The organism is Janthinobacterium sp. PAMC25594 (assembly GCF_019443505.1).
GTDB lineage: Bacteria > Pseudomonadota > Gammaproteobacteria > Burkholderiales > Burkholderiaceae_D > Janthinobacterium.
Window position 1 is genome coordinate 5,977,759 of the sequence record NZ_CP080377.1, and the last position, 20,823, is coordinate 5,998,581.

General features: G+C 50.2%; 17 protein-coding genes. 10 read left to right on the forward strand and 7 right to left on the reverse strand.

Annotation, left to right across the window (positions count from 1 at the left end):
- The first annotated feature begins 36 nt into the window (after nt 1–36).
- Together KY494_RS26780 and KY494_RS26785 are read left to right on the forward strand one after the other, a co-directional pair.
- Nucleotides 37–342: a hypothetical protein gene (locus KY494_RS26780; protein WP_243136503.1), complete on the forward strand. Its 306-nt coding sequence runs from the start codon at nt 37–39 to the stop codon at nt 340–342.
- 93 nt (nt 343–435) lie between these two features.
- Nucleotides 436–915 carry an Imm26 family immunity protein gene (locus KY494_RS26785; RefSeq protein ID WP_219888833.1) on the forward strand — a complete coding sequence of 160 codons (480 nt, stop codon included), beginning with the start codon at nt 436–438 and terminating at the stop codon, nt 913–915.
- Nucleotides 916–1,052: 137 nt separating this feature from the next.
- On the opposite strand, the gene KY494_RS26790 is transcribed toward KY494_RS26785, so the two are convergent.
- Both KY494_RS26790 and ompR read right to left on the reverse strand, forming a co-directional pair.
- Nucleotides 1,053–2,411, reverse strand: coding sequence for a sensor histidine kinase (locus KY494_RS26790; protein ID WP_219888834.1), 1,359 nt, complete (start codon nt 2,409–2,411; stop codon nt 1,053–1,055).
- Between the two features lie 13 nt (nt 2,412–2,424).
- Entirely contained in the window at nt 2,425–3,126 is a 702-nt protein-coding gene (ompR, locus tag KY494_RS26795) for a two-component system response regulator OmpR (RefSeq protein ID WP_223278807.1), read from the reverse strand.
- A 264-nt stretch (nt 3,127–3,390) separates the two neighbouring features.
- Between ompR and KY494_RS26800 the strand changes: the two genes are divergently transcribed.
- Nucleotides 3,391–3,786, forward strand: coding sequence for a hypothetical protein (locus KY494_RS26800; protein ID WP_219888836.1), 396 nt, complete (start codon nt 3,391–3,393; stop codon nt 3,784–3,786).
- Between the two features lie 167 nt (nt 3,787–3,953).
- A complete protein-coding gene (locus tag KY494_RS26805; RefSeq protein WP_258194489.1) occupies nt 3,954–5,813 on the forward strand; it encodes a FapA family protein in 1,860 nt (619 codons plus the stop codon).
- Here KY494_RS26805 and arfB read toward each other — a convergent pair whose 3' ends face one another.
- Complete coding sequence (gene arfB, locus KY494_RS26810; protein WP_034779396.1) at nt 5,814–6,212, reverse strand: alternative ribosome rescue aminoacyl-tRNA hydrolase ArfB; 399 nt, start codon at nt 6,210–6,212, stop codon at nt 5,814–5,816.
- A gap of 196 nt (nt 6,213–6,408) precedes the next feature.
- Here arfB and KY494_RS26815 point away from each other — a divergent pair, with 196 nt between their 5' ends.
- Nucleotides 6,409–6,600, forward strand: coding sequence for a chemotaxis protein CheW (locus tag KY494_RS26815; RefSeq protein ID WP_258194490.1), 192 nt, complete (start codon nt 6,409–6,411; stop codon nt 6,598–6,600).
- Nucleotides 6,601–6,997: 397 nt separating this feature from the next.
- On the opposite strand, the gene KY494_RS26820 is transcribed toward KY494_RS26815, so the two are convergent.
- Nucleotides 6,998–8,302 carry a hypothetical protein gene (locus tag KY494_RS26820; RefSeq protein ID WP_219888840.1) on the reverse strand — a complete coding sequence of 435 codons (1,305 nt, stop codon included), beginning with the start codon at nt 8,300–8,302 and terminating at the stop codon, nt 6,998–7,000.
- A gap of 265 nt (nt 8,303–8,567) precedes the next feature.
- On the opposite strand from KY494_RS26820, the gene KY494_RS26825 reads away from it, so the two are divergent.
- Together KY494_RS26825 and KY494_RS26830 are read left to right on the forward strand one after the other, a co-directional pair.
- Nucleotides 8,568–8,864 carry an H-NS family nucleoid-associated regulatory protein gene (locus tag KY494_RS26825; protein WP_219888841.1) on the forward strand — a complete coding sequence of 99 codons (297 nt, stop codon included), beginning with the start codon at nt 8,568–8,570 and terminating at the stop codon, nt 8,862–8,864.
- Between the two features lie 1,429 nt (nt 8,865–10,293).
- On the forward strand, nt 10,294–10,953 hold the full coding sequence (locus KY494_RS26830) for a site-specific integrase (RefSeq protein ID WP_219888843.1): 660 nt from the start codon (nt 10,294–10,296) through the stop codon (nt 10,951–10,953).
- Between the two features lie 159 nt (nt 10,954–11,112).
- Here the strand turns inward: KY494_RS26830 and KY494_RS26835 are convergent, their stop codons facing one another.
- From KY494_RS26835 to KY494_RS26845, 3 genes are all read right to left on the reverse strand, one after another.
- Nucleotides 11,113–11,586 carry a hypothetical protein gene (locus KY494_RS26835; RefSeq protein WP_219888845.1) on the reverse strand — a complete coding sequence of 158 codons (474 nt, stop codon included), beginning with the start codon at nt 11,584–11,586 and terminating at the stop codon, nt 11,113–11,115.
- A 660-nt stretch (nt 11,587–12,246) separates the two neighbouring features.
- Nucleotides 12,247–13,499 (reverse strand): IS3 family transposase gene (locus tag KY494_RS26840; RefSeq protein ID WP_258194493.1). Its coding sequence is split into 2 segments (ribosomal slippage): nt 12,247–13,220 and nt 13,220–13,499, totalling 1,254 coding nucleotides; the frame shifts between segments, so codons are not numbered across the junction.
- A gap of 402 nt (nt 13,500–13,901) precedes the next feature.
- Nucleotides 13,902–14,243 (reverse strand): hypothetical protein, encoded by a 342-nt coding sequence (locus KY494_RS26845; RefSeq protein WP_219888847.1) that lies wholly within the window; start codon nt 14,241–14,243, stop codon nt 13,902–13,904.
- An 878-nt stretch (nt 14,244–15,121) separates the two neighbouring features.
- Between KY494_RS26845 and KY494_RS26850 the strand changes: the two genes are divergently transcribed.
- The 3 genes from KY494_RS26850 to KY494_RS26860 are packed head-to-tail and all read left to right on the forward strand — an operon-like array spanning nt 15,122 to nt 20,785.
- Entirely contained in the window at nt 15,122–16,267 is a 1,146-nt protein-coding gene (locus KY494_RS26850) for a lanthionine synthetase LanC family protein (RefSeq protein WP_219888849.1), read from the forward strand.
- A gap of 43 nt (nt 16,268–16,310) precedes the next feature.
- On the forward strand, nt 16,311–19,526 hold the full coding sequence (locus tag KY494_RS26855; protein ID WP_219888851.1) for a lantibiotic dehydratase: 3,216 nt from the start codon (nt 16,311–16,313) through the stop codon (nt 19,524–19,526).
- The gene (locus KY494_RS26860) at nt 19,523–20,785 is read left to right on the forward strand and encodes an HlyD family secretion protein (RefSeq protein WP_219888853.1); all 1,263 of its coding nucleotides are present in this window, start codon (nt 19,523–19,525) and stop codon (nt 20,783–20,785) included. Before KY494_RS26855 ends, KY494_RS26860 begins: the two co-directional genes overlap by 4 nt.
- Nucleotides 20,786–20,823 lie beyond the last annotated feature (38 nt).

The window sequence follows — 20,823 nt, forward strand, 5'->3', positions numbered from 1 at the left end:
GCAGCCGATGTCACCACCACGCGAAAAGGAATGCGCATGACCACCGTCCCACTGGAAGAATCGGGTTTGCCGGCCACGGCACTCGACATGCACCGCGCCATCGGCGCCACCATCGCCGCGCTGCACGCGCTGGACTTGAACAGCCAGCGTTTCGAGGCGTGCACGGACCCGGAACTGCGCCGCGTGCTCGCGCATGCGGGCGACACCAGCCGCAAGGAAGCGGCCATGCTGCTCGAATGGATGCGCCGCCGCGACGCGCGCCTGGATACGGCCATGAAGGAAGCGCTGTTCAAGGCGGGGCCGATTGTTGCTCAGTATCACTATGACGAGAAAATTGTGTAACTATTGGTTTGTTGCTGTGGCGTACCATGCGCCACATTCGTATCGTTTCGCGTAGACTGTGCCCCGAACACGATTTTGGGGGAGTTTGCAACGATGAGATCATTACCATACCGAGAAGGCAGCTGGTTTGCCGTGCCCCTGCCGGGCGGCGGCTATGCCGTCGGCGTGGTGGCGCGCCGCGCCCCTGCCGGGCGCATCATGCTGGCGTATATGTTCGGGCCGAAGCGCGACAGCCTGCCTGCGCTGGAAGAACTGGAAGGCTTGCGGCCGGAACAGGCCGTGCGCCGCCTGCGCACGGGCGACATGGCCCTGCTCAACGAGCGCTGGCCCCTGCTGGGCGACAGCCCCCACTGGGAGCGCGATGCCTGGCCCATGCCGGCCTTTATCCGCCGCAATGAGTCTCTGCAACGCGCCTGGCGCGCCAGCTATGCGGATGCCGACCCTGCCAAGCTGAACCGTGAGGAATCGATCCCCTTCGATACGCCGGGCATGGAAAGCGATTCCCTGTATGGCTACGGGGCGACGGAATTGTTGATGAATAAATTGCTGGCGCAGGAGCAGGCGCCAGCCTGACCGTTGTTGGGCAGCGTAGGTCGGATTAGGCCGTAAGGCCGTAATCCGACAACATTGTTGGCCAAGGCCGCTGGTGGTGTCGGCTTACGCGCTTTGCGCTAAGCCGACCTACGCCGACCTACGCCGATCAACGCCGCTTATGCTGCCGGCAAGCTGATCTGAAACGCCAGGCCGCCGCCTTCGCGGTTGCGCACCTGCAATTCGGCGCCGTGGCGCAGCAGCACGCGGTCGACGATGGCCAGGCCCAGGCCGGCACCGTTGGCTTGCCCGCGCGCCGTGTCGAGGCGGGTGAACGGTTTCATCAGTTGCTCGATCTTTTCCGTCGGCACGCCTGTGCCGTGGTCTTGCACCTCGATAATCACCTTTTTCGCGCCGTGGCTGGTGCGCAGATGGCAGGCGATATCGATTTCCGTCACGTCGCTGCCCGGCGTCTTGCCATAGCGGCGCGCATTCTCGATCAGGTTGTTCAGCACGCGGCGCAAGTCGGTGGGGTTGCCCATCGCATGCGCGCTTTCGGCGATGCTGGCATTGATTTTCACGTCCGGCAGGCGCATCGCTTCGCGCGTCATGTCGAGCAGCAAGCCGCTCAAGTCCACGTCCGTAAAGCTCGACGTTTCCGTCGGCTTGGCATAGTCGAGGAACTGGCCGATGATGGCGTCCATCTGCCCGATGTCGGACTGGATGCCTTCGCGTGCCTCGTCCGACAGGTTGGCCATTTCCACTTCCAACTGCATGCGCGCCAGCGGCGTGCGCAAGTCGTGCGAAATGCCGGCCAAAATCACGGCGCGGTCCGATTCCACCTGTTTCAAATCGTCGACCATCTGGTTGAAGCTGCGGTTCGCCTCGATGATTTCGATCGGGCCTTTTTCCGGCAGCGGCGCCGGCTGCTTGCCCTTGGCGATGTCGCGCGCGGCCGCCGTCAGGCGCGACAGCGGTAAATTGATCAGGCTGGAAATGATGGCCGCGCCCAGCAGCGACAGCAGGGACACCAGGCTGGCCCAGCCCAGCCACTGGAAGCCCGTCAGGCCGCGCAGGCGCTCGCGGTCCAGCATCAGCCAGTACTCGTCGTCATCGATCTTGAAGCTGACCCAGAAACCGGCCACGCCGTTGACGCGCGCGGAAAAGCGCGTGTCCTTGCCCAGCTTGGCTTTCACCTGCGCCTCGATCTCGGGCATCAGGTAATTGTCGGGCGGCGGCTCGATGCGGTCGTCCTCTTCCAGCGAGAAGATGCGGATGCCTTCATTGCTGACGAGGTCGAACAGCAGCTCGCGCCGCAGCTCGGGCGCCGAGTGCGTGAGGGCCGCATGCGTGATGGTAACGACGGAAATGATCTGGGCGGAAATCTGCTGCGCCTGCGGCTCGCGCTGGATGACGGAAATCATGCCGATCCAGGTGATCATGCTGACCGTGGTCAAGGTGCCGAGCAGCAAAAAGGTGCGCCAGAACAGGCCGCTTTTCAGCCGCGCCAGGCTGATATCGGGAACAAGCTTCATCATGCCTCGCCTGCGATCAGCGCGGCTGTCCGTCCGGGATGAAGACGTAACCGAGGCCCCACACGGTCTGGATGAACAGCGGGCTCGACGGGTCTGGTTCGATCAGTTTGCGCAGGCGCGAGATTTGCACGTCCAGGCTGCGGTCGAACACTTCGTATTCGCGGCCGCGCGCCAGTTCCATCAGTTTTTCGCGCGACAGCGGCTGGCGCGCATGGCGGGCAAACACTTTGAGTACGGAAAACTCGCCTGTTGTCAGCGGCACCGTTTCGCCATTCTTTTTCAAGGTGCGCGTGCCCAGGTCCAGCACGAAGTCGCCGAATTCGAAGGTTTGCGGTGTTTCCGACGGTGCGCCCGGGATTTCATCGGGACCCTTGCGGCGCAGCACGGCGCCGATGCGGGCCACCAGTTCGCGCGGGTTGAACGGTTTTGGCAGGTAGTCGTCGGCACCCATTTCCAGGCCCACGATGCGGTCCACGTCCTCGCCCTTGGCCGTCAGCATGATGATCGGCGTCTGGTCGCCCGCGCCGCGCAGGCGGCGGCAGATCGACAGGCCGTCTTCGCCGGGCAGCATCAAATCGAGCACCAGCAAGTCGTAGCGTTCGCGCAGCCACAGCTTGTTCATGGCCGTCGCGCTCTCTGCCGTGAAGACATTGAAACCCTGTTCGGTCAGGTAGCGGCGCAGCAGGTCGCGCAGGCGCACATCGTCATCAACCACCATGATTTTTGCCTGGTGGCCGTGGATCGATTGCGTAGTCGTGTTGCTGCCGGAAGTGGAGGTTGTGGTCATTTAAGGTGTCGTGTTATCTTATATTAGTTGCTATAGTAACGCCTCGCGCGGCGTCGGCAAGGGGGGATGGCGACCCATTACAAAGTGTTACAAACTTTACCCAATTACTCTTACTGCACCGTGTAAAGCATCATACACTGGGGCCACAGTGGAAATCAGCTTTAAGTTTATACGGCATCGCGGAAGAGGAACTCAATGAATATCTTTACTAAAAAAATTCACACCGCTCCCAGCGCAGCTATTGCCGCACGTACGACTGTGCTGTCCGCATTCGCCGTTTGCTCCGTGTTTGCCGCCAGCCTGGCGCTGGCACAGAACCAGCCGCCGCCACGCCGTGACGACCAGCCGCAAGTGCAGGCCCAGCGCTATGAACAGGTACAGCGCAGCAATAGCAATAGCAATGATACGCGACTGCGCGAACAGCGTGACGCACGCAGCTTCGACACGCGTGCCGAAGAGCAGCGTCGCGCCAGCGAAGGCGCCGACGCCTCGCGCCGCACGGGCCGCATGACGCCCGACGAGCGGCGCGACCTGCGCCGCCAGATCAATGAAGTGGGGCAGGATATTTACTCGAATCCGCCGCGCCGCTAGTTACTTAGGCATCGCGCACCCCATCCGACAGGGCCATCTCGCAAGACATGGCCCTGTTGGCATCTGGCAAGCACATTTTTGCCGAGTCGGGCACATCGCCACGCCCCGTGATATTGTTCTAGTGCACTGAAACAATTCTCTGAATGTGTTGCCGGGGGAGGCAAGGCGTGAGCGACGACGACACACCCGTTCCTGAGGCGGCCCCCGCAGGCTGCCTGCCGCACGGCATCGTCCAGCGCGACGAGGGCGTGTTTTTGGACCTGTCGCTGGCGCCCGCGCAGTTGCGCGCCGCCGTCGACCAGTTGTTCCAGTCGGGGCAGCTGCTGGCCGGTCTCGACTACGCTTTGTTCCTGCTGACCCTGTTCCATGCCCCCGCGCCCCGCGCCGCGCCCAAGAGCGACGCCTTGCTGCGCATTGCCGCCCGTGTGGCGCCATTCCCGCCCCAGCGCCGCGCGCTGTATAAACAGGTCAAGATCCGCGGCGACAGCGCCGAATTTTACTTTGAAGCGCTCTCTGCCGACTCGGATGGCCAGGTGCCGGCACGCCGCGAGTTTGACGAGCTGGTAGCCGACCTGTGGTGCAAGGGCGTGCGCTATGGCATCGATGGCGCGGCCGTGCGCGCCATTCTCGGCAGCGGCAAGGCCGAGCGCATCACGGTGGCGCGGGCGCTGCCGCCGCAGCCGGGGCGCGACGCCCGGCTGATGGAAGTGTCGCAAGGCATCCACCGCGACGATGCGCCGCGCGAACGCTCCGATGGCCGCCTGGATTTGCTCAGTTTCAAGAACCGTTTTCCGCAAGTGAAAAAACACGCGCGCCTGTTGCGGCTGCTGCCCGGTGCACCCGGCTTGCCCGGCTACGACCTGGACGGCACGCTGCTGCCGCCGCCCGCGCCGCTGGAGCTGGACCCGGCGGCGGTGGCAGGGGTGGGCATGGCCGTCGAACGCTTCAGCGATGGCGATTACGTGGTCGCCACCCAGAATGGCTATGTGAATGTCGATGCGCACGGCAAGCTCTCCATCGAAAACAAGATCGTCAGCCGCGAAGGCGTCAGCAGCCGTACCACGGGCAATTTGAAGTTGCGCGCCGCGTACGAGGAATATGGCGATGTGCAGGAGCAGCGCCAGCTCGACGGCAGCGACATCACCATCCATGGCGACGTGTACGGCCATCTGCACTCGCATGGCGGGCTGATATGGCTGCAGCGCAATCTGGTGGGCGGCACGGCCTTCAACGAGCACGGCGACGTGCGCGTCGAGGGCGTCGCTTCCGGTTCCGTGTTGCAGGCGCTGAGCGGCGAAGTCCGCGTGAAGCGCGCGGAAAGCTGCGTCATCGCCGGCACGCGCGTGGTGATCGACAGCGCCAGCAATTGCGAGATCATCGCCGACGAGGTCGTCATCGAGCTGGCCGAAGGCTGCGCCGTGGCGGCACGCACCATCCGCATCGGCAGCGCCGGTCCCCGCAAGCAGGTGGAGATGCTGCTGTTCCCGCTGGCGCCCGATTTGAGCGCGCTGGAGCAACAGATCGCGGAAAGCCTGGCGAAGGCCGCGCACTACCAGCAGCTGCAGCACAAGCGCCAGCAGGAAATCGATGCCATCGCGCAATTGCCGGAAGTGCGCAACTACCTGGCCCTGGCGGGCCAGCTGCGGCGCGGCGAGCTGCAGCTGCAGCCGGCGCAGCAGTTGCAGTACGACAAGCTGGCGGCGCGCATCGCCCCCGTATTGAAGGAAGTGGCGCGCCTGCGCGTGGAAGTGAAACAGTCGGAAATCCTGCACGCGCAGATGCTGGCCCTGGTGGCGCAAGTGCGCCAGCAGCGGCAAGCGACGGCCGGCCAGTCGCGCTGCAGCCTGGGGCTGGTCGACGGTGAAACGGCCGTGCGCGCCATGGTCGTGCCGCCCGGCCCGGCCAAGGTCTACGACCGGCCGCCGAAGGAGATCAAGGCGCTGTTGCGCAGCGCCACGCCGGCCACGCAGAGCGTGTTTGCGGACAGCACAGGCAGCCTGGAGTGGACCTACCAGCCGCCACCCTGATCAGTCGATCACCTTGCCACGTGATTGCTTGAGCACGCTGTGCGTGCTCTTGCTGTCGAGGCGGCGCCGCTGCGAGCTGCGCGTGGGCTTGGTGGCGCGGCGCACGGCGGGCAAAAAGGTGACGCTGTCGATGATTTCCTGCAAGCGCCGCAAGGCTTCTTCCTTGTTCTGTTCCTGGCTGCGCGACTGCTGCGCCTTGAGCACCAGCACGCCATCCTTGCTGATGCGGCTGTCGCGCAGGGCCAGCAGGCGCTCCTTGTACGCTTCCGGCAGCGACGAGGCGGCGATGGGGAAGCGCAAATGGATGGCGCTGGACACCTTGTTGACATTCTGCCCGCCCGGCCCTTGGGCGCGGATGGCGGAAAATTCAACTTCAGCGGGATTGACGAGGTGTTGCATGGCCTGCCTGTGGGGAAACGATGTGGGTATTGTAAGGGAAGTTGGCTGCGCCGGCGCAAGCCTGGGCAGTGAGGGTACGCATGCCTTCCGGGAAAGTTGATGTTTCTCAACGCCGCCTGCGGTGATGCTGGTTAGCATGGGGCCAACGTTGCGCCACTGCGCATCCTGGCAGCGCTTACCGGATGAAAGGAACACCATGCAGCCCACGACGACGCCTGATGCCGCAACCGCGCAATACCTGACGCAGTACTTGAGCTTCCGGTTGGGCGGCCTGGAATACGGCCTCGATTACCGCTGCGTGCGGGAATTGCGCCCGCTGAAGGAACTCGACCGCTTTTCCGAGGAAAATGTAACCTCAAATAGATGTTACAAGCGATTTCAACTATGAAAAATTACGGTATCAAAAAATAGTGTTACCGTAAATTGTCATAGAAGATGAGATTATTGTCACAGAAGATGAGATTGGGATCATCATTTAAATGCGATCTATCTCCTATGAGAACCTGTTCAGATTCGTCGAAAATGCCGTGTTAGGTAGGTGTAACCACGCCGAAATTGGGGGGTAATTAGGTGGGTAGTTAAGAAGGTGAATTTGCTGGCGAGCCGGCAGACATTTAGCACCAGAGTGCCTGCTTTCCCTATTCTTGCGTGGAGACCACGCCGATGATCAGCTGCAGGAACAACCTGGCGCCGGCCAGGCGCTGGCCAGCAGCATGCGCACGCCGTCGACGTGGTGCTGGACACTGCGGCGCGCCGACCGCGCGGACTGCGGATCCCGCCGCTGACTATTGTGCCCCGACTTTGCTTATCAAACCAGAGGGCCACAAAGATCTGGATACTATCGTAAATGTTTTTTGCTGATTATCCATTTCGCCTGATTCTATATCGTAGTAATGGTGTGTTATTTCATACTTATTGAATGCCTCAGGAGGAAGCTTATGGATAGCGAAAGGGTTGTGATAAATCTGCAAACCATCAACATGCGTTTCGAAATACATGGAATTTTCCGTTAGTTCATACAATGCCCCAATTTGTTCATGATACCGACAACACCTGATTGAACGAGGTGTATTGGTTTGAGAAATAGCTTTCCCAATTGTGGCTATTGTGGAGAAAATTACGGCGCTGATATGCTTATATTTATCACTTGTGAATATGCCGAGCGGCAGCGATACATTCTCTTTTTTTATAACGGTAGGAATATCTATTTCCTCCCAAGTGTTGTTTTTATATATTCCCTTGCCATACAGAACTCTAATAATAGCTTCGTTATTTTTGGTGGAGAACATAGGCTGTTCAAACGGCGCAACGGCGACTATAAAGGGGGCGCCTTCGACATGGTTGAGCTTGGAGTAAGATGACATAAATTTTTTATGCTTTCCATCAACGGCATTAAGAATTCTGACGCACGCGAAATTCAAGAAATCCGTATCATTCTTTATCTTTTGAGGTTCCCACTCAGGCGGTGAATCATTAGCGTGGTTTGCAGTAACCGCTTCAATATTGAGTACTTTACCAGTCTTGGTTTTTACTGAGAAGTCAGGGGCCGGCTTGGAAAAGTCAACTTCCATCTCCAAATCTTTGAAGCATTGAAAAAGATATATTTCCCAAAAAGATGAGTTGAAAGTTGTCTGAAACTCCTTGTCAAGTTTATTGTCTCTATCTTCAAATCCGCTGGCCCACCGAGATATGATTTGCCGTTCTTCCTCGTACTCTTCACTCATCAAAGTCTTGAAGTGCGGATGAATCATATTCACATCACACTTCAAAGCCCCGAAGAGGTTTAGCGGTTTTTTTTCTATTCTAAATTCAGGATTAATGTAGAATCTTCCCAGATTGAAATGACGGGCTACGAATTTCAGAATGTCGAATCTTGCAAGATCGGCCTTGTCTGCTCCAAAATCCTGATTCAGCCTAACAAGGTGTTTAAACATGAGTTGCTTAGGTCCAGAACCGCCGCTAACGTCAATCCACGTGTGATTCATAGCACCGGCAAACTCAGTCTCTTCAAAATAGAGGCTCCTAAGCATGTCTCTAAATTTCGCATTTCCCCAACGAGCCGCATCGAGCTCTTCAAGGATAAATTGCAAGGCAACTTGAGAGCTACGTTATTTAGATTTTATGTTCTCAATGATTTCTAACGAAATAGGTTCAGAAATTTCTCTCATCATTTGTTCTTAACTTTCTTGAAATTTATCAAGCTCGCTTCCCTCATATCTTCATTGCAAGTCATGTCTTGCGGAATTTTGCATTTCGAGTATCATACCTAAGTCAGCCTCATTCAGATAAATGTATTTGGTAATTCTGCTAAAATTTAGTAAAGTGCAATCAATCATTAACCGAACGAAGGAACTCATGTCTACTTATCAGGAATACATGGCAAAAATCGCCGAACTTCAACAACTCGCGGAAATTTCACGTGGAAAAGAAATCGCAGGTGCAAAAGAACAAATTGCTTCGATCATGAAGGAGTATGGTTTGACTGTAGATGATCTTAGAGATGGCCGGTCTAAGCCCGTAAAGGCATTGAAGGCTCATAAGCCCGTCGTAGCAAAGTATCGTGACGACGCAACAGGCGACACCTGGTCTGGCCGAGGACGTGCCCCGCGTTGGCTCGCCGGCAAAGATAAGAACGATTTCCTGATCAAGTGATCACGACTCAGTTGATACGAACATGAAAAGCATCTAAGGGTGCTTTTTTCACGTCAGCCGTCTTGGTTGCACCACTTAATTGTTCAAGGCAAACTCTGGGTCGCAAAGGTCCTCGTCGGCAGTGAGAGCATATAAAATATCACAAAGCGCAACGAAGTCCACTTGTGCGAGGTAGGCGGTTTTTACATCAATCGGACTTCGCTTAAGACTTTGAGAATAGGATTCTTTTGTATCTCTAAGAAATTTTCGCAAAGTATCTTCATCCTGAGTTCCAACCTCCTTATCTTAAGAAGATATAAATATAAAAGTCCTATCTCTACTGTAGCAGGTTGGCAATCTACGTTTTATGAATTCAGGAGCACTTAATCTAAGCTCTTTAAAGGTAATATCGGAATATAATTTATCCCAATCCACATCGTTTTCTTTCATTTGGATGCCTCAAAATTGCCGGGTTATTCAAAAAAATCAGCATTGGTCAGTGTACGAGATTGTTGCTTTAAGCACAAACCCAAACTGCAGCAGTTCGTTGCCTTACACCTGGTTGCTCGTTTGCTTGCAAGGATGAGCCGGGACGGTGGGCGCTTTTCTTATCGGTGCAACCAAGCGTGCGCCATTGCGGCGATCTCACGCGGCGCACTGGCGGCGCGGGCGAGGAGCCGGCCGGTGAGCAGTTGAAGGAACAAGTTGGCACCGGCCAGGCGCCGGGCAGCCGGTGGCGCCCGCCGTCGACCTGGAACTGGCCATTGCGACGGCCGCGCGCGGCGCGCCGGCGGCACCCGGGTTGGGGCCGGCCGGTGATCAACTGCAGGAAGCCCAACGGTTACAAAGTGGGAAAGTTAGTTGAAAGGCACGCAATCCGTGCTAATCTGCATTTATGGAATTTGATGCGGCACGCTGATTATTATTGGGCATAGAACTCCTTGAACGGGAGTTTCTATACGGGTTCTAGGTGAGAGTGAAGCTTCAAAGGTAGCAGCTAACTTTGGATAGCTGCGATTGAAGTGGAGCGTACCGACCCAGGGAGTTAATGCAGAGCTGTTTTCCCGACATGAGGCCCTCTCCAGAATGCCAGAAATCATATTTGTCGTAGGAGCGAAAACCACTCCAAGTATGGAGTAATGCCTCGCTACTGGACCGAAGTTGAAAAGTTTAAATGGCTTGGTGTTCTCAACTGTAACGTGGTGGATGGAAAGCAGAATAACGACCAATGTGTTTTTTTTGCGAGGGTGATGTTTTTAGACGCGGAGCAGCCCCCGCCAGAACTTCCGCCACCCCAGCCAGCAAATTTTAGCGGAAGGCTAATAGATTATGGTCTCGTCCTTTGGTGAAAAATTACTTGAAGAAGGCGCAACCACGTAGCTGAGATCGAGAACAGGCTTTTCCTAATGTCAGGGATTACGAAAGCGTGAAACCTTTGCTAAAGGAATGTATGGCGAAAACACCGTACGTACAGGATCATGATCTACAACAGATGTTTAATATTGCGGCGGTCAGCTATGGGCAACCGCTTCGTAACGTCGCGATGCTCCACGTTATATACGGAACCGGCATGACTCTGCAAGAGGTTGCGAAAATTCCAGTTAAAGCATACTTGAGGATTGATGGCCGGATCATGGAAGAGTCTGCGATCACGTCCGACATCGCGTTTAACGCTAACGAACGCCCCCTGTACTGGACAAATTCAAAATTGGTAGTGGCTATCGACGCATATCTTGCTTATAGAATTGAACATAGCCACATGCTCACTACGAGCAAGTCGGCATATCGCCGACTGGATCCCGACTCCCCTATTTTCCTGACTGACGAAGGAGGAATATATAAACTCACAAAACGCATAACAAAGACCGGCGCTATCAGCTATTCATGCGATTCTTTGAGTCAGCTTTTTCGTAAAATGCATGCGCAGGCCGGAATCGCTGGAGCTAGTGCAGAAAGCGGACGCAGAACTTGCGCTATTCGTCTGACCAAACAAGGCGCAAGTTTAGATCAAATTATGTCGTTATTCGGCCTACAATCGCTTCGTGCAGCGAGGGATTTAGTGGACATTGGCAAAGTGCATCTGGGTGCTATTGCTGCGCGAGTTTTTTAATGTGGCAAGGACTCTTAACTGTGCCAAGCGGGGCCATAGATCGTTGCACAAAGCTGTATCAATAGCGTCGTGAGCTGCAACAGGTTTCTGCAACGGGCAAGGGTATCATTCCCTTACTTAGCCGTGGCGCAGGCCTTAGCGTACTATTTTCCTATGTGCTTACGGTTGTTGGTCAACGAGCATACGAGAAAGTTTTTCCCGCGCGCGGGTATCTTTTTCAGGATCAGCTTCGAGGTCGCTCAAGAACCAGACTATTGCTGCAGCAAATGCGCTTCCTAACCATTCCAGGGATAAAGTCAGAACAGTCGGATCATTCGAACCGACTTGGCCATAATTGGAAGCATATAAAATTCGACGCGCATAGCCTTTTCGGAAGTCATTCGATTCCGCTACGCCAGTGTGCAATACCCCGCATCGGGCACCCCAAAGATCCGCGGCGGTCGCGCCGGAAAGGAGTTCTGGATTTTTTTCGACCATGTATTGCTGTACCCAGGCTTTGAAGCCTTCGTTGCCGACCGTTTCCTTGTCACCTGCTACCCAGGCTAATTGGTCTATAGCAGCGAAAAGTAAAACAAGCGTGGCTTGTTTGTATCCTTTCTCGCGAAGACATGCAATTGCCTCTGACTGACGCATGCCAAAGTCCATCACAGGGTGTAGATTCGATATTCCCATTTTTCCTGGTCGGTGATTTTTTCTCGGTACTACGTGGAAAAAGAAACTTTATTAGTGGGGCCTTGAATTCAAGCGCTTACCGGCCCCGCCCAGTTCGTGGGCAGGGCGTAAATCCTTGAACCGCAGCTTTTCTGAGCATCTCTTTGATACACAATTTTATTATATTCTTGAATGACAGTCTCGAACAGAAAGACGAATTGTTTTTTCGATGGTCGGAGGGATAGTGGGGCCACGGCAGCACGTCGTTGCGTATTTCGATACCTGCCACATCCGCAGGTGCGAACGGCAGCTTCCTCCCCCGTAAGCGCCGTTCAGGTTTTTCGCCCCAATGACAGCAGTGCAGCGACGGCAGACGATCGATTTCGCAAGCAGACGACAAGCTCTGTCCATGGAATGAGATTTACCGCTGTTAGCGAAGCGTTCTTCCAAAGCGGACGTCCGGGCCAATAAACTAGGTTCAGTCAAAAGGGCAGGCCGGCTCATCAAAGAGCATTCAATGCGCGATTAGCTGCGCGTCGTTCAGTTGATCCACGCTAAATGCGTACTCTTTCAAGCCCGGAATAGCTGGGCAAAACAGCGTGCTAAAGTGGATCCATCAGTCAAGACACTTTGCCGACTAATTTAAGCTGTATCTGTTTCCGCTGCTTCAGCTGCTCGGCGCTGACCCGTATTGCTCTTTTCCTGTGACTTCTTCTTGTCGTCACCAAACCTGTCGACGATCAGGGCACCGCCGCCGATCCCGTCGCGGTAGACTTGGTCGGGCGTCTGGTAGCCCAGCGACTGGTGAGGTCGCTCGGCGTTATAGAACGCGAAGTACTGCGCCAGGCCCACCATCAATTCCGCCATGTTGGCGTACCCCTTCAGGTACACATCCTCGTACTTCACGTTGCGCCACAGCCGCTCGACGAAGATGTTGTCCAGCGCCCGACCGCGCCCGTCCATGCTGATGGTCACGCCTTCGCGTTTGAGCACGTCGGTAATGGCCGTGCTGGTGAACTGCGAACCCTGATCGCTGTTGAACACCTCCGGCTTGCCATGGTGGCGCAAGGCGTCCTCCAGGCAGTCCACGCAGAACGACGCGTCCATTCTGTTGCTGAGGCGCCAGGACAGCACCTTGCGGCTATACCAGTCAATAATGGCCACCAGATACGCGAAGCCCCGCGCCAACCGGATGTAGGTGATATCGGTCGACCACACCTGGTTAGGGCGCGTCACCGGCACGCCGCGCAACAGGTACGGATAGACCTTGTGCCGGGGATGCGCACAGCTCGTGTTCGGCCCCGGCGCCATGCCCGCCAACCCCATGCCGCGCATCAGGCGCTGCACGCGCTTGCGGTTGACCACATGGCCCGCCGCGCGCAGGAACACGACCATGCGCCTGCTGCCATAAAAAGGCCGGCTCGTGTATTGCTCGTCAATCAGCGCGCTCAGCTTCAGGTCGCTCTCGTCCTCGCATGCCTGCCGGGATGCCGCATCGATCCGGCGGTACACGGTCGCGCGTGGCACGCTTGCCAGCTCGCATTGACGCGTCAGCGGCAGCTTCTCGTGCCCGGCTTCGATCCAGCCCAAGCGCGCCTCCTGGCTCACGGCCCCAGCTTTTTTTTAAGCCAGTCCACTTCCATCTTCAGCCGACCGATCTCGCCGTACAGCTTGTCCTCGGGGCTGCTTTCATCGATCGGCTTGGGGCCGCGCTTGGTGTCGAACAGCGCGTCGGCGTTCTCCAGGATTTCCTTTTTCCACTGCCCCACCAGCACCGGATGCACGTCGAACTCTTGCGCGATCTCCGTCACCGTCTTGACGCCGCGAACGGCCTCCAGACCGACCTTGGCCTTGAACTCGGCCGTGTGTACCCGGCGTTTTTTACCTTCACTCATTTGCTGCCATCCTTTCACGGACCACAGCTTAAACCATCGTCTCAGATTCGGGATCCACTATACGGCCCTGCTCGACAATCACACACGCTGCGCGCTCGATTGCGCATTTCAGATGTTGCTGGTGCTAAATTGCGGGCTTCGTTACCCCGCGACTATGTCCCTAGTCGGGAAATCGGTCCCGTTAAAACAGAGATATTTTTGAGCGAGATGGTTCTCTGATTGAACAAAATCTGTGTGTAAAGAGCACGCGTCAATAAACTTGATGTATCGACTGTAGCGTCACGCTAGCTGTTTTTGGAGCAGTGGATCTGTGACCAACAATGACTGGCGCTAGCAGAGGCGAAATTTACTTAGCAAGCGCCATATTAGTCATTAGATCAACTTAGAAATTGACGAAAATTATCAGTCACCCGTATTGGGACAACATTTTCTTGAATCCGTGACAATACATCCCGCCATTGATGGGCTTGGGCACTGCTCACTTGCACAGACGCATTCGCTCGCTTGAGTCTTTTTTGGATCTTTAACTGGCGGTTCGACCGGATCCTCGTCACCATCCTCGCTCGCACCACCAACCATGGTCAGTTCACTCATCGACAACGTACGGAGTGTGCGCTTATTTAACTCAATTTTGTACATTTTAGCCTTATAAAATTTTGTTTTTTTCAAAAACTTCAAATTAAATAATAAAAAGTCATCATGTGAAATTTTTTGTGGCCAGAACTTGAAAGCTATCTGTTCCAAAAATTACTAACACCGGACGCTACAATATCATAAAAATAACAAAATGCAAAAAATCAGTAATTATATATTTGAAAAGATTGTCTATTAACAAACTTTGCTTCTGATGATAAGGGTAGCCTAGAAAAATCTGCACTACACAAAGGCTGAAGTATTTTCCTGAAAGTAAGCAAAGTGATATACAAAATTTATAATTGTTGTTATAGTATGTATCCAGTGACGAAATTTCGATAAATTTTCAACAGTAAATCAAAAAATTGAGATGCAGTAAGAATTACTGATTTTCGTCATCTGACTGAGTAGGCACAACCGCCAAAAATTCTTAGTCATTCCCATAGCTATGCCAAAATTCATTTGAAGACTCTGTTAATAGAGACCAATTAACCATATTATTTTATTTACATTTTTAAGAAAAATGTATACCATCCGCATTCCGTTAATTTAAAGCGGAAAATGGGGTCAAGTATCGATTTAAAATAGAAAATCGGTATTGACTTTTTGAAAAATGTGATATGGGAATGAAAAATGGAAAAAATTGAATTGAACAAACGGACGCTCCGTACATTGTCAATGAGTGAGCTGACAATGATCGGCGGGGCGAGCGAAGACGGTGACGAGGAACCTGCGCAACCGATTGACAATGGTGATCAGAATGCAGCCACCAAGACCAAGCCTGCTCCTCCGTATACAACTAATTGTCCAACTTCGAAATGCCCGTTAGCATCGGAAATCTGTCCGCCTACGAACGATCGTAAATGTTGCCCTAACACCGGTTCATAACAGACTGGATGGTACTGCCGGATCGGTAAAATTCCAATCCGGCAGTATTTTTAATAATGCAGATGAGTAAGCAAAAATATATTTTGGAAAAATTGAAGTAAATGAAGATCGACCATTACCTGTTAGAAAAAAAGTGCTTTATCGAACTACTGTCAAGACCAAAAAATGTGTGTTTAGCTGACGGTGTTGCTGGAGCTCTCTTACTTGAGTCACAACTTTATTCTCAAGCTCCCTCTAAGGAGCGACGTGAAAATATTGTTAAAGTAATTAATATTCTAATTCATTCCATTCAATTCGAACCATTGGAGATCGGTCTCTGGATAGGTCTTACGGGGATTCTGTATTCAATCGAGTTTACAAGATCGATCTGCCCGGAATTAGTGTCCCCAGAAGTTCAAACATTTGTTTCGGAAATGGACGAACATTTAATAAATTACTTAGACAGCAGGAAAAACGATCTAAATTTTGATCTAATTAGTGGAACAGTAGGCATCGGCGCATATGCATTGATGCGTACGGACATAATTGCAGCTCGACGAATTTACAGTTCTGTAGAAAGATCTCTAATTACTTCCTCCGAACATGTGGGAAATGGACGTATCTGGCGTTCAAACATGCCTCGATCATCGTTGGCTTTCACTCCCGGTATTACACGGATAGATTTAGGGTTAGCTCATGGGCTTCCTGGTGTAGTTTTATTGATGGCCGGCGCTGTAAAGCACACTCTAGCGACAGAAATTACACAGAATGTTTTGCAAGAAGCAGTCGTCGCCTTGATTGGATATCAAGCCGAACAGAAAAATGGCTCCAAATACCCCTACTTCGATCCTCAACACGAATGGGCTGGAAGTAGACTAGGGTGGTGTTACGGTGATCTGGGAGTAGGTTTTGCTATCGCATCTGCCGGATCGGCCACTTCCAATCAGTCGTGGATAAATTTTGGAAAAGAATTGGTGGAGCAAAGAATATCACAACCCACTTCAACTTTCCTTATCAGTGACAATTCTCTGTGTCATGGACGATCAGGAGTACTGCATATATTGAAAAAGCTTAAGCAATATTTTTCTATAGAAGATTATACTTTCGTAGCAGAATGGATTGCACATGATACCGAAAAAGATAGTGTTAATGATAGTTTGGCCTCATATGGTTTATTAGAGGGAATGACGGGCGTTCTAATAAGTCTCTATGACAACTCAAGTCAAGAGCGGCAACATTGGGATACCTGCTTGTGCTTAGGATTTTAATTAATACAAAAATACACAATATATAAAATAACCACCAATTCCGATGACAAAATCCGCCAAGTTTTCAAACGACAAATTTTTTATATTGCGCTCACCATTCTTGCCAGAAAATACATGGAAAGAGTACAAAGATCATGCGCATTCACTTGAAATTTCGACACCGCTCGACCAATGGGACGCACGCGCACAGTCGGCGAAAAAACAATTCGCGCATGGTGTCGTGGCTGAAGCGATATTTATTGCAAGCCAAAACTTATACCACCGATTGAGTGAGTCGACTTGGGAAACAAAAACCGAATCGGGCCGGAAGTTGCTGCTAGCATTTGAACGCTATCTTAACAGGATGTGCTTCCGATCAACTCCATTTGGATTATTTTCATCAGTGTCACACGGTACTGTCAAAAATACAGAAGAGAAAAGAATATACTCGACGTTTTCTGGAGACTCAACTGGGACGAAAAAAGTACGAATTGATGTGGCCTACCTACAAGAACTTCGAAACTATATTTTATTGAAGTTCGGTGAAAAATTCAAATATAGCGCAAACCGCTCAATATGGTATCAGGGAAATAATATAAAATTTACGGAATGGATGGACGCGTCTGGCAGTGGCAGAAATTATTCATCGGCAGAGATCGATTATCATCCGATAATAGAGAGCATTATTATTTATTGCACAAATGAAAAATTTTATGCGAAAGAAATAGCAATTGAAATATCAAAAAATTACAATAGTTATTCGAGCCAAGTGATAGATGCACTAATTAAAGATTTGATTGCATCGCAGCTGCTATTACCCGCACTGTCAATTGATCTTTTTTCTCCCAATCCGACAATCCCGTTTTCTGAACACTTATTGAAAATTTCAGAATGTCGGGAAATTGGAGAAAAATTAATGGAGATAGATCAAGAGATTGCCACTATCTCTTGTGGCGGACTAGAGGCTATTAATATTTATAAAAATATTAATAAAAAATTATCAGGGATATTTCCGGTAAAAAAAAATACACCATTGCTTCGAATTGATTGTTTTCGTACTAAACCTGAGTTTTCCCTTAGTGAAGATTATTGCAAAAAATTGACGGCTGATCTTGAAGAATTGATGATTCGGTTTGCAGAAAAAGATCTTTCATTAAACTCAATTGAACAGACGTTCAAAGAAAAATACGGCAGTAGCGCAGTTCCTATTTCCGAGATGCTCGATGACTCCGACTTTATCAGTAAATTGGGGAACGTATTTGTTCCTGATTCAATTGGAAAATTTGGCATTAATAGTAGCGAAAATGCGCAGAACTACTCAAGAAATTATGGTCTGCGTCAGTTTGACCAATTTCTCGTCGAGAGATTGCTGGCAGCACAATCATCTTCTAATAATGCAGTGATCAATATCACAAAGGAAGACGTTCTTAAATGGCCAAAACGTGGAAGCAATTTTTGTGAAAACATATTCACCATTATGACCGTATTACCGAAAACGGGAGGTGATCTGATTGACACTAAAACATGGTTACAAGGAATTTCTAATTCGGATGTCGGAACATGGGGCGGCAGATTTTGCTACGGCAACGCCGATTTAGAGAGTTCATTAAGAAATTCAAAATTCAAAGACGATACAAGTTCCGATGCGCCTATTCACGCTGAAATATGTTATATGCCATCTGGAACCATCGGAAATGTTCTGAACCGACCGCTCATTTATCCTTATCGAATAAATTTAATAGAGGGAGACATTCAGGACATCAATTTCGAAATAGCGCTTTCAGATCTGTTGATAAAATTCAACAATGGGGAGATGCAACTTTGGTCGAAAAAAATTGATAAAAGAGTCATACCACATATGACCTCTGCACACAGCCAGGATCACTCGGGAAATATTGCGGCGTATTCATTTCTCCGTAGTTTAGAGTCATACTCAAAATATGTCGTATATTTTGGTTGGAGTAATTTTTTTTCCCAGTACTCTTATTTGCCGAGAATCGAATATGAAAATATAATACTTGCACCAGCGAGATGGTTAGTTGGGCCAAATGATATCAAGATAAAGAAAACGTCAACCGAGGATGAAAATAAGAAGAAATTTCGTTCATATTTAGAAGAAATAAAGATAGCAAATAGCGTAGAATTGAAAGAGTTTGATAATACGCTTATTCTAAATTATAAAGATGAGATCGATTTCGAGCAGATTTATAAAAGCTATAAAAAATTCAGAAAACTAATTTTAAGAGAAGTTGTTGTGCAGGATGAATCAAATTTGGTTCGTCATGAAGTGTTGCTTCCGATAAAAACACAGACCCTCCTGAAGGATGTCACTGCCGTCGATAATATGGCAGCTAAAAACCGTGTTCAAGCGGACGCAGAAAAAGCGAGAGATTTAGTACACGCGCCGATGAGTGAGGTAGTTTATGTAAAAATTTACATGAAAGAAAGCAGCATAGATAAGTTCCTGAGCGAAGAATGTGCCGAAATTATCAGTAGCTGTCGACAACATAAATTAGCAGACGACTGGTTCTTTATTCGTTATGCAGATCCTAAGCCACATATTAGATTAAGAATATTTACAAATACGGTAGGTTCAATTTCCAAGATAGTCGAAGCGATTATTGTTAAGCTAGATCAGCTGAACGATCAAAATATGATAGAAAGCTATTGTTTTTCACTGTACGAACGAGAGATCGCTCGTTATGGCGGAGCTAAATTAATTTCTTTTAGTGAAAAATTATTTAGTTTAGATAGTGATATTGCTATAAATATTATTTCAAAGTCAGATATTTTTCGCAATCGTCTTGTTGCAGCTGCTTGGTCATGCACATCTTTTTTAAACGATCTTGGTTGTAATCCTGAGGCAGCGTATGCAATTGTAAAAAATAAAGCTGAATCTTATCGTTCCGAATTTAGAATCACAAGATGGCAACGAGAATTGATGGGTAAAGACTTCAGAGAAAACTATCGAGAAACTATTTCGACTATCGAGGACGGTATTTTTCACTTCGGGGTAGACAAGAAATTAGACGCATTATCAGAGTCAACAAGGGTGCGGCGCAGACTAGTTGTTGAGGACGCCAAAGAAAAATTTGGATTCTCATTCTCGAAGCAGGAGTTCCAAAGTATTATTCATAGTCATTTACATATGATATGTATCCGGCTTATTGAAAATAATCCCCGTGCACATGAGGTGCTGGTTTACGATATTTTAGAGCGAATATATAGAGCTGCGATTGGAAAGGCTAAATCGTCATTTTCATTGCGGGTGCAATCTTGAACGAATTGTTTCGTAAAGAGGCTGTTGAGGCACGCAAGCCTAAGTGGCTGGGTGAAATTATCGTTATTCAGCCGCCATCGTCACGGATTGTTAGCATTTTGACGTTAATAATATTAACAGCACTATTCTTTCTTTTATTTTTTGGAACGTATACTCGTCGAACAACAGTTCCAGGAAAGCTAATGCCTGTCGAAGGTCTGGTTCAAATTTTCGCTATCCAATCTGGTATAGTTGCCGAAAAGAGATTTAAAGAAGGAGAGTTACTGGAAAAGGGACAACCGATGTACCTTATATCTGGAGAAAGAAGAAATGAAGCTCAGGTTGAATCACAAATGGCGATTAGTCATGAGCTAATGAATAGACAAAAATTTCTGGAAAATGAAATTAATTCTAAGAGCCTAGTTTTGCGCGATTATGATCGTAGGATCGGCAGAACTATTTCGAATATCCGGTTAGAGCTACAGAAAGTCGAAGAACAGATTCAAGTCCAAGCCGAGAGAATTGAATTAGAAAACGCTGCTCTATCAAGATTTCGACAACTTTTTGAGACAGGATATTTTTCAAAAGAACAATGGAGACAAAAACAAGGGGAATATTTGGATCAGAAAAATAGGATCAGCGCTCTGGAACGGGAACGTATGATCCTGTTGCGCAATATAGAAGAGAAGAATGATGAGTTAGTAGTTGCAAAAGAAAATAATATTGCCGAGGCTTCTGTCTTAAGTCGACAGTTATCTTTGAATATTCAGGAATTAGGTGAAAGCGAAGTGCGAAGGATGCAAATAGTGACTGCTCCGGTAGCTGGTATCGCTACGGCGATTATTGCAAACGTGGGTCAGACTACGAATGGAAATTCACTGATGGCAAGTATCGTTCCTAAGAATTCCAAGCTGGAGGCACGGCTGTATGCACCAAGTAGTGCGATTGGCTTTATTAAATCCGGAATGATTGTACGTTTGCGCTATGAAGCGTATCCATTCCAGCGATTTGGGCAAGCTATTGGAAAAGTGATTTCTGTTTCCAGAGCGCCATCAGTGACGTCTGAGTTAAAGGAAATCCAGCGTGAGAATTCTCAAGCATTAATTTCAAATTATGAAATAATAGTTGAGTTGGAAAAACAAAGCATTTTGGTCGATGGACACAATGTCCCTTTACCACCAGGTATGACATTGCAAGCGGATATTCTAGCAGAGACTCGTAAGTTGTATCAATGGATGTTTGTACCATTTGCTGAGCTGAATGCCATTCGTAGTAACTAAAGTAGAGTTAGCAATATTAATGTAAATTCAGGTTAATT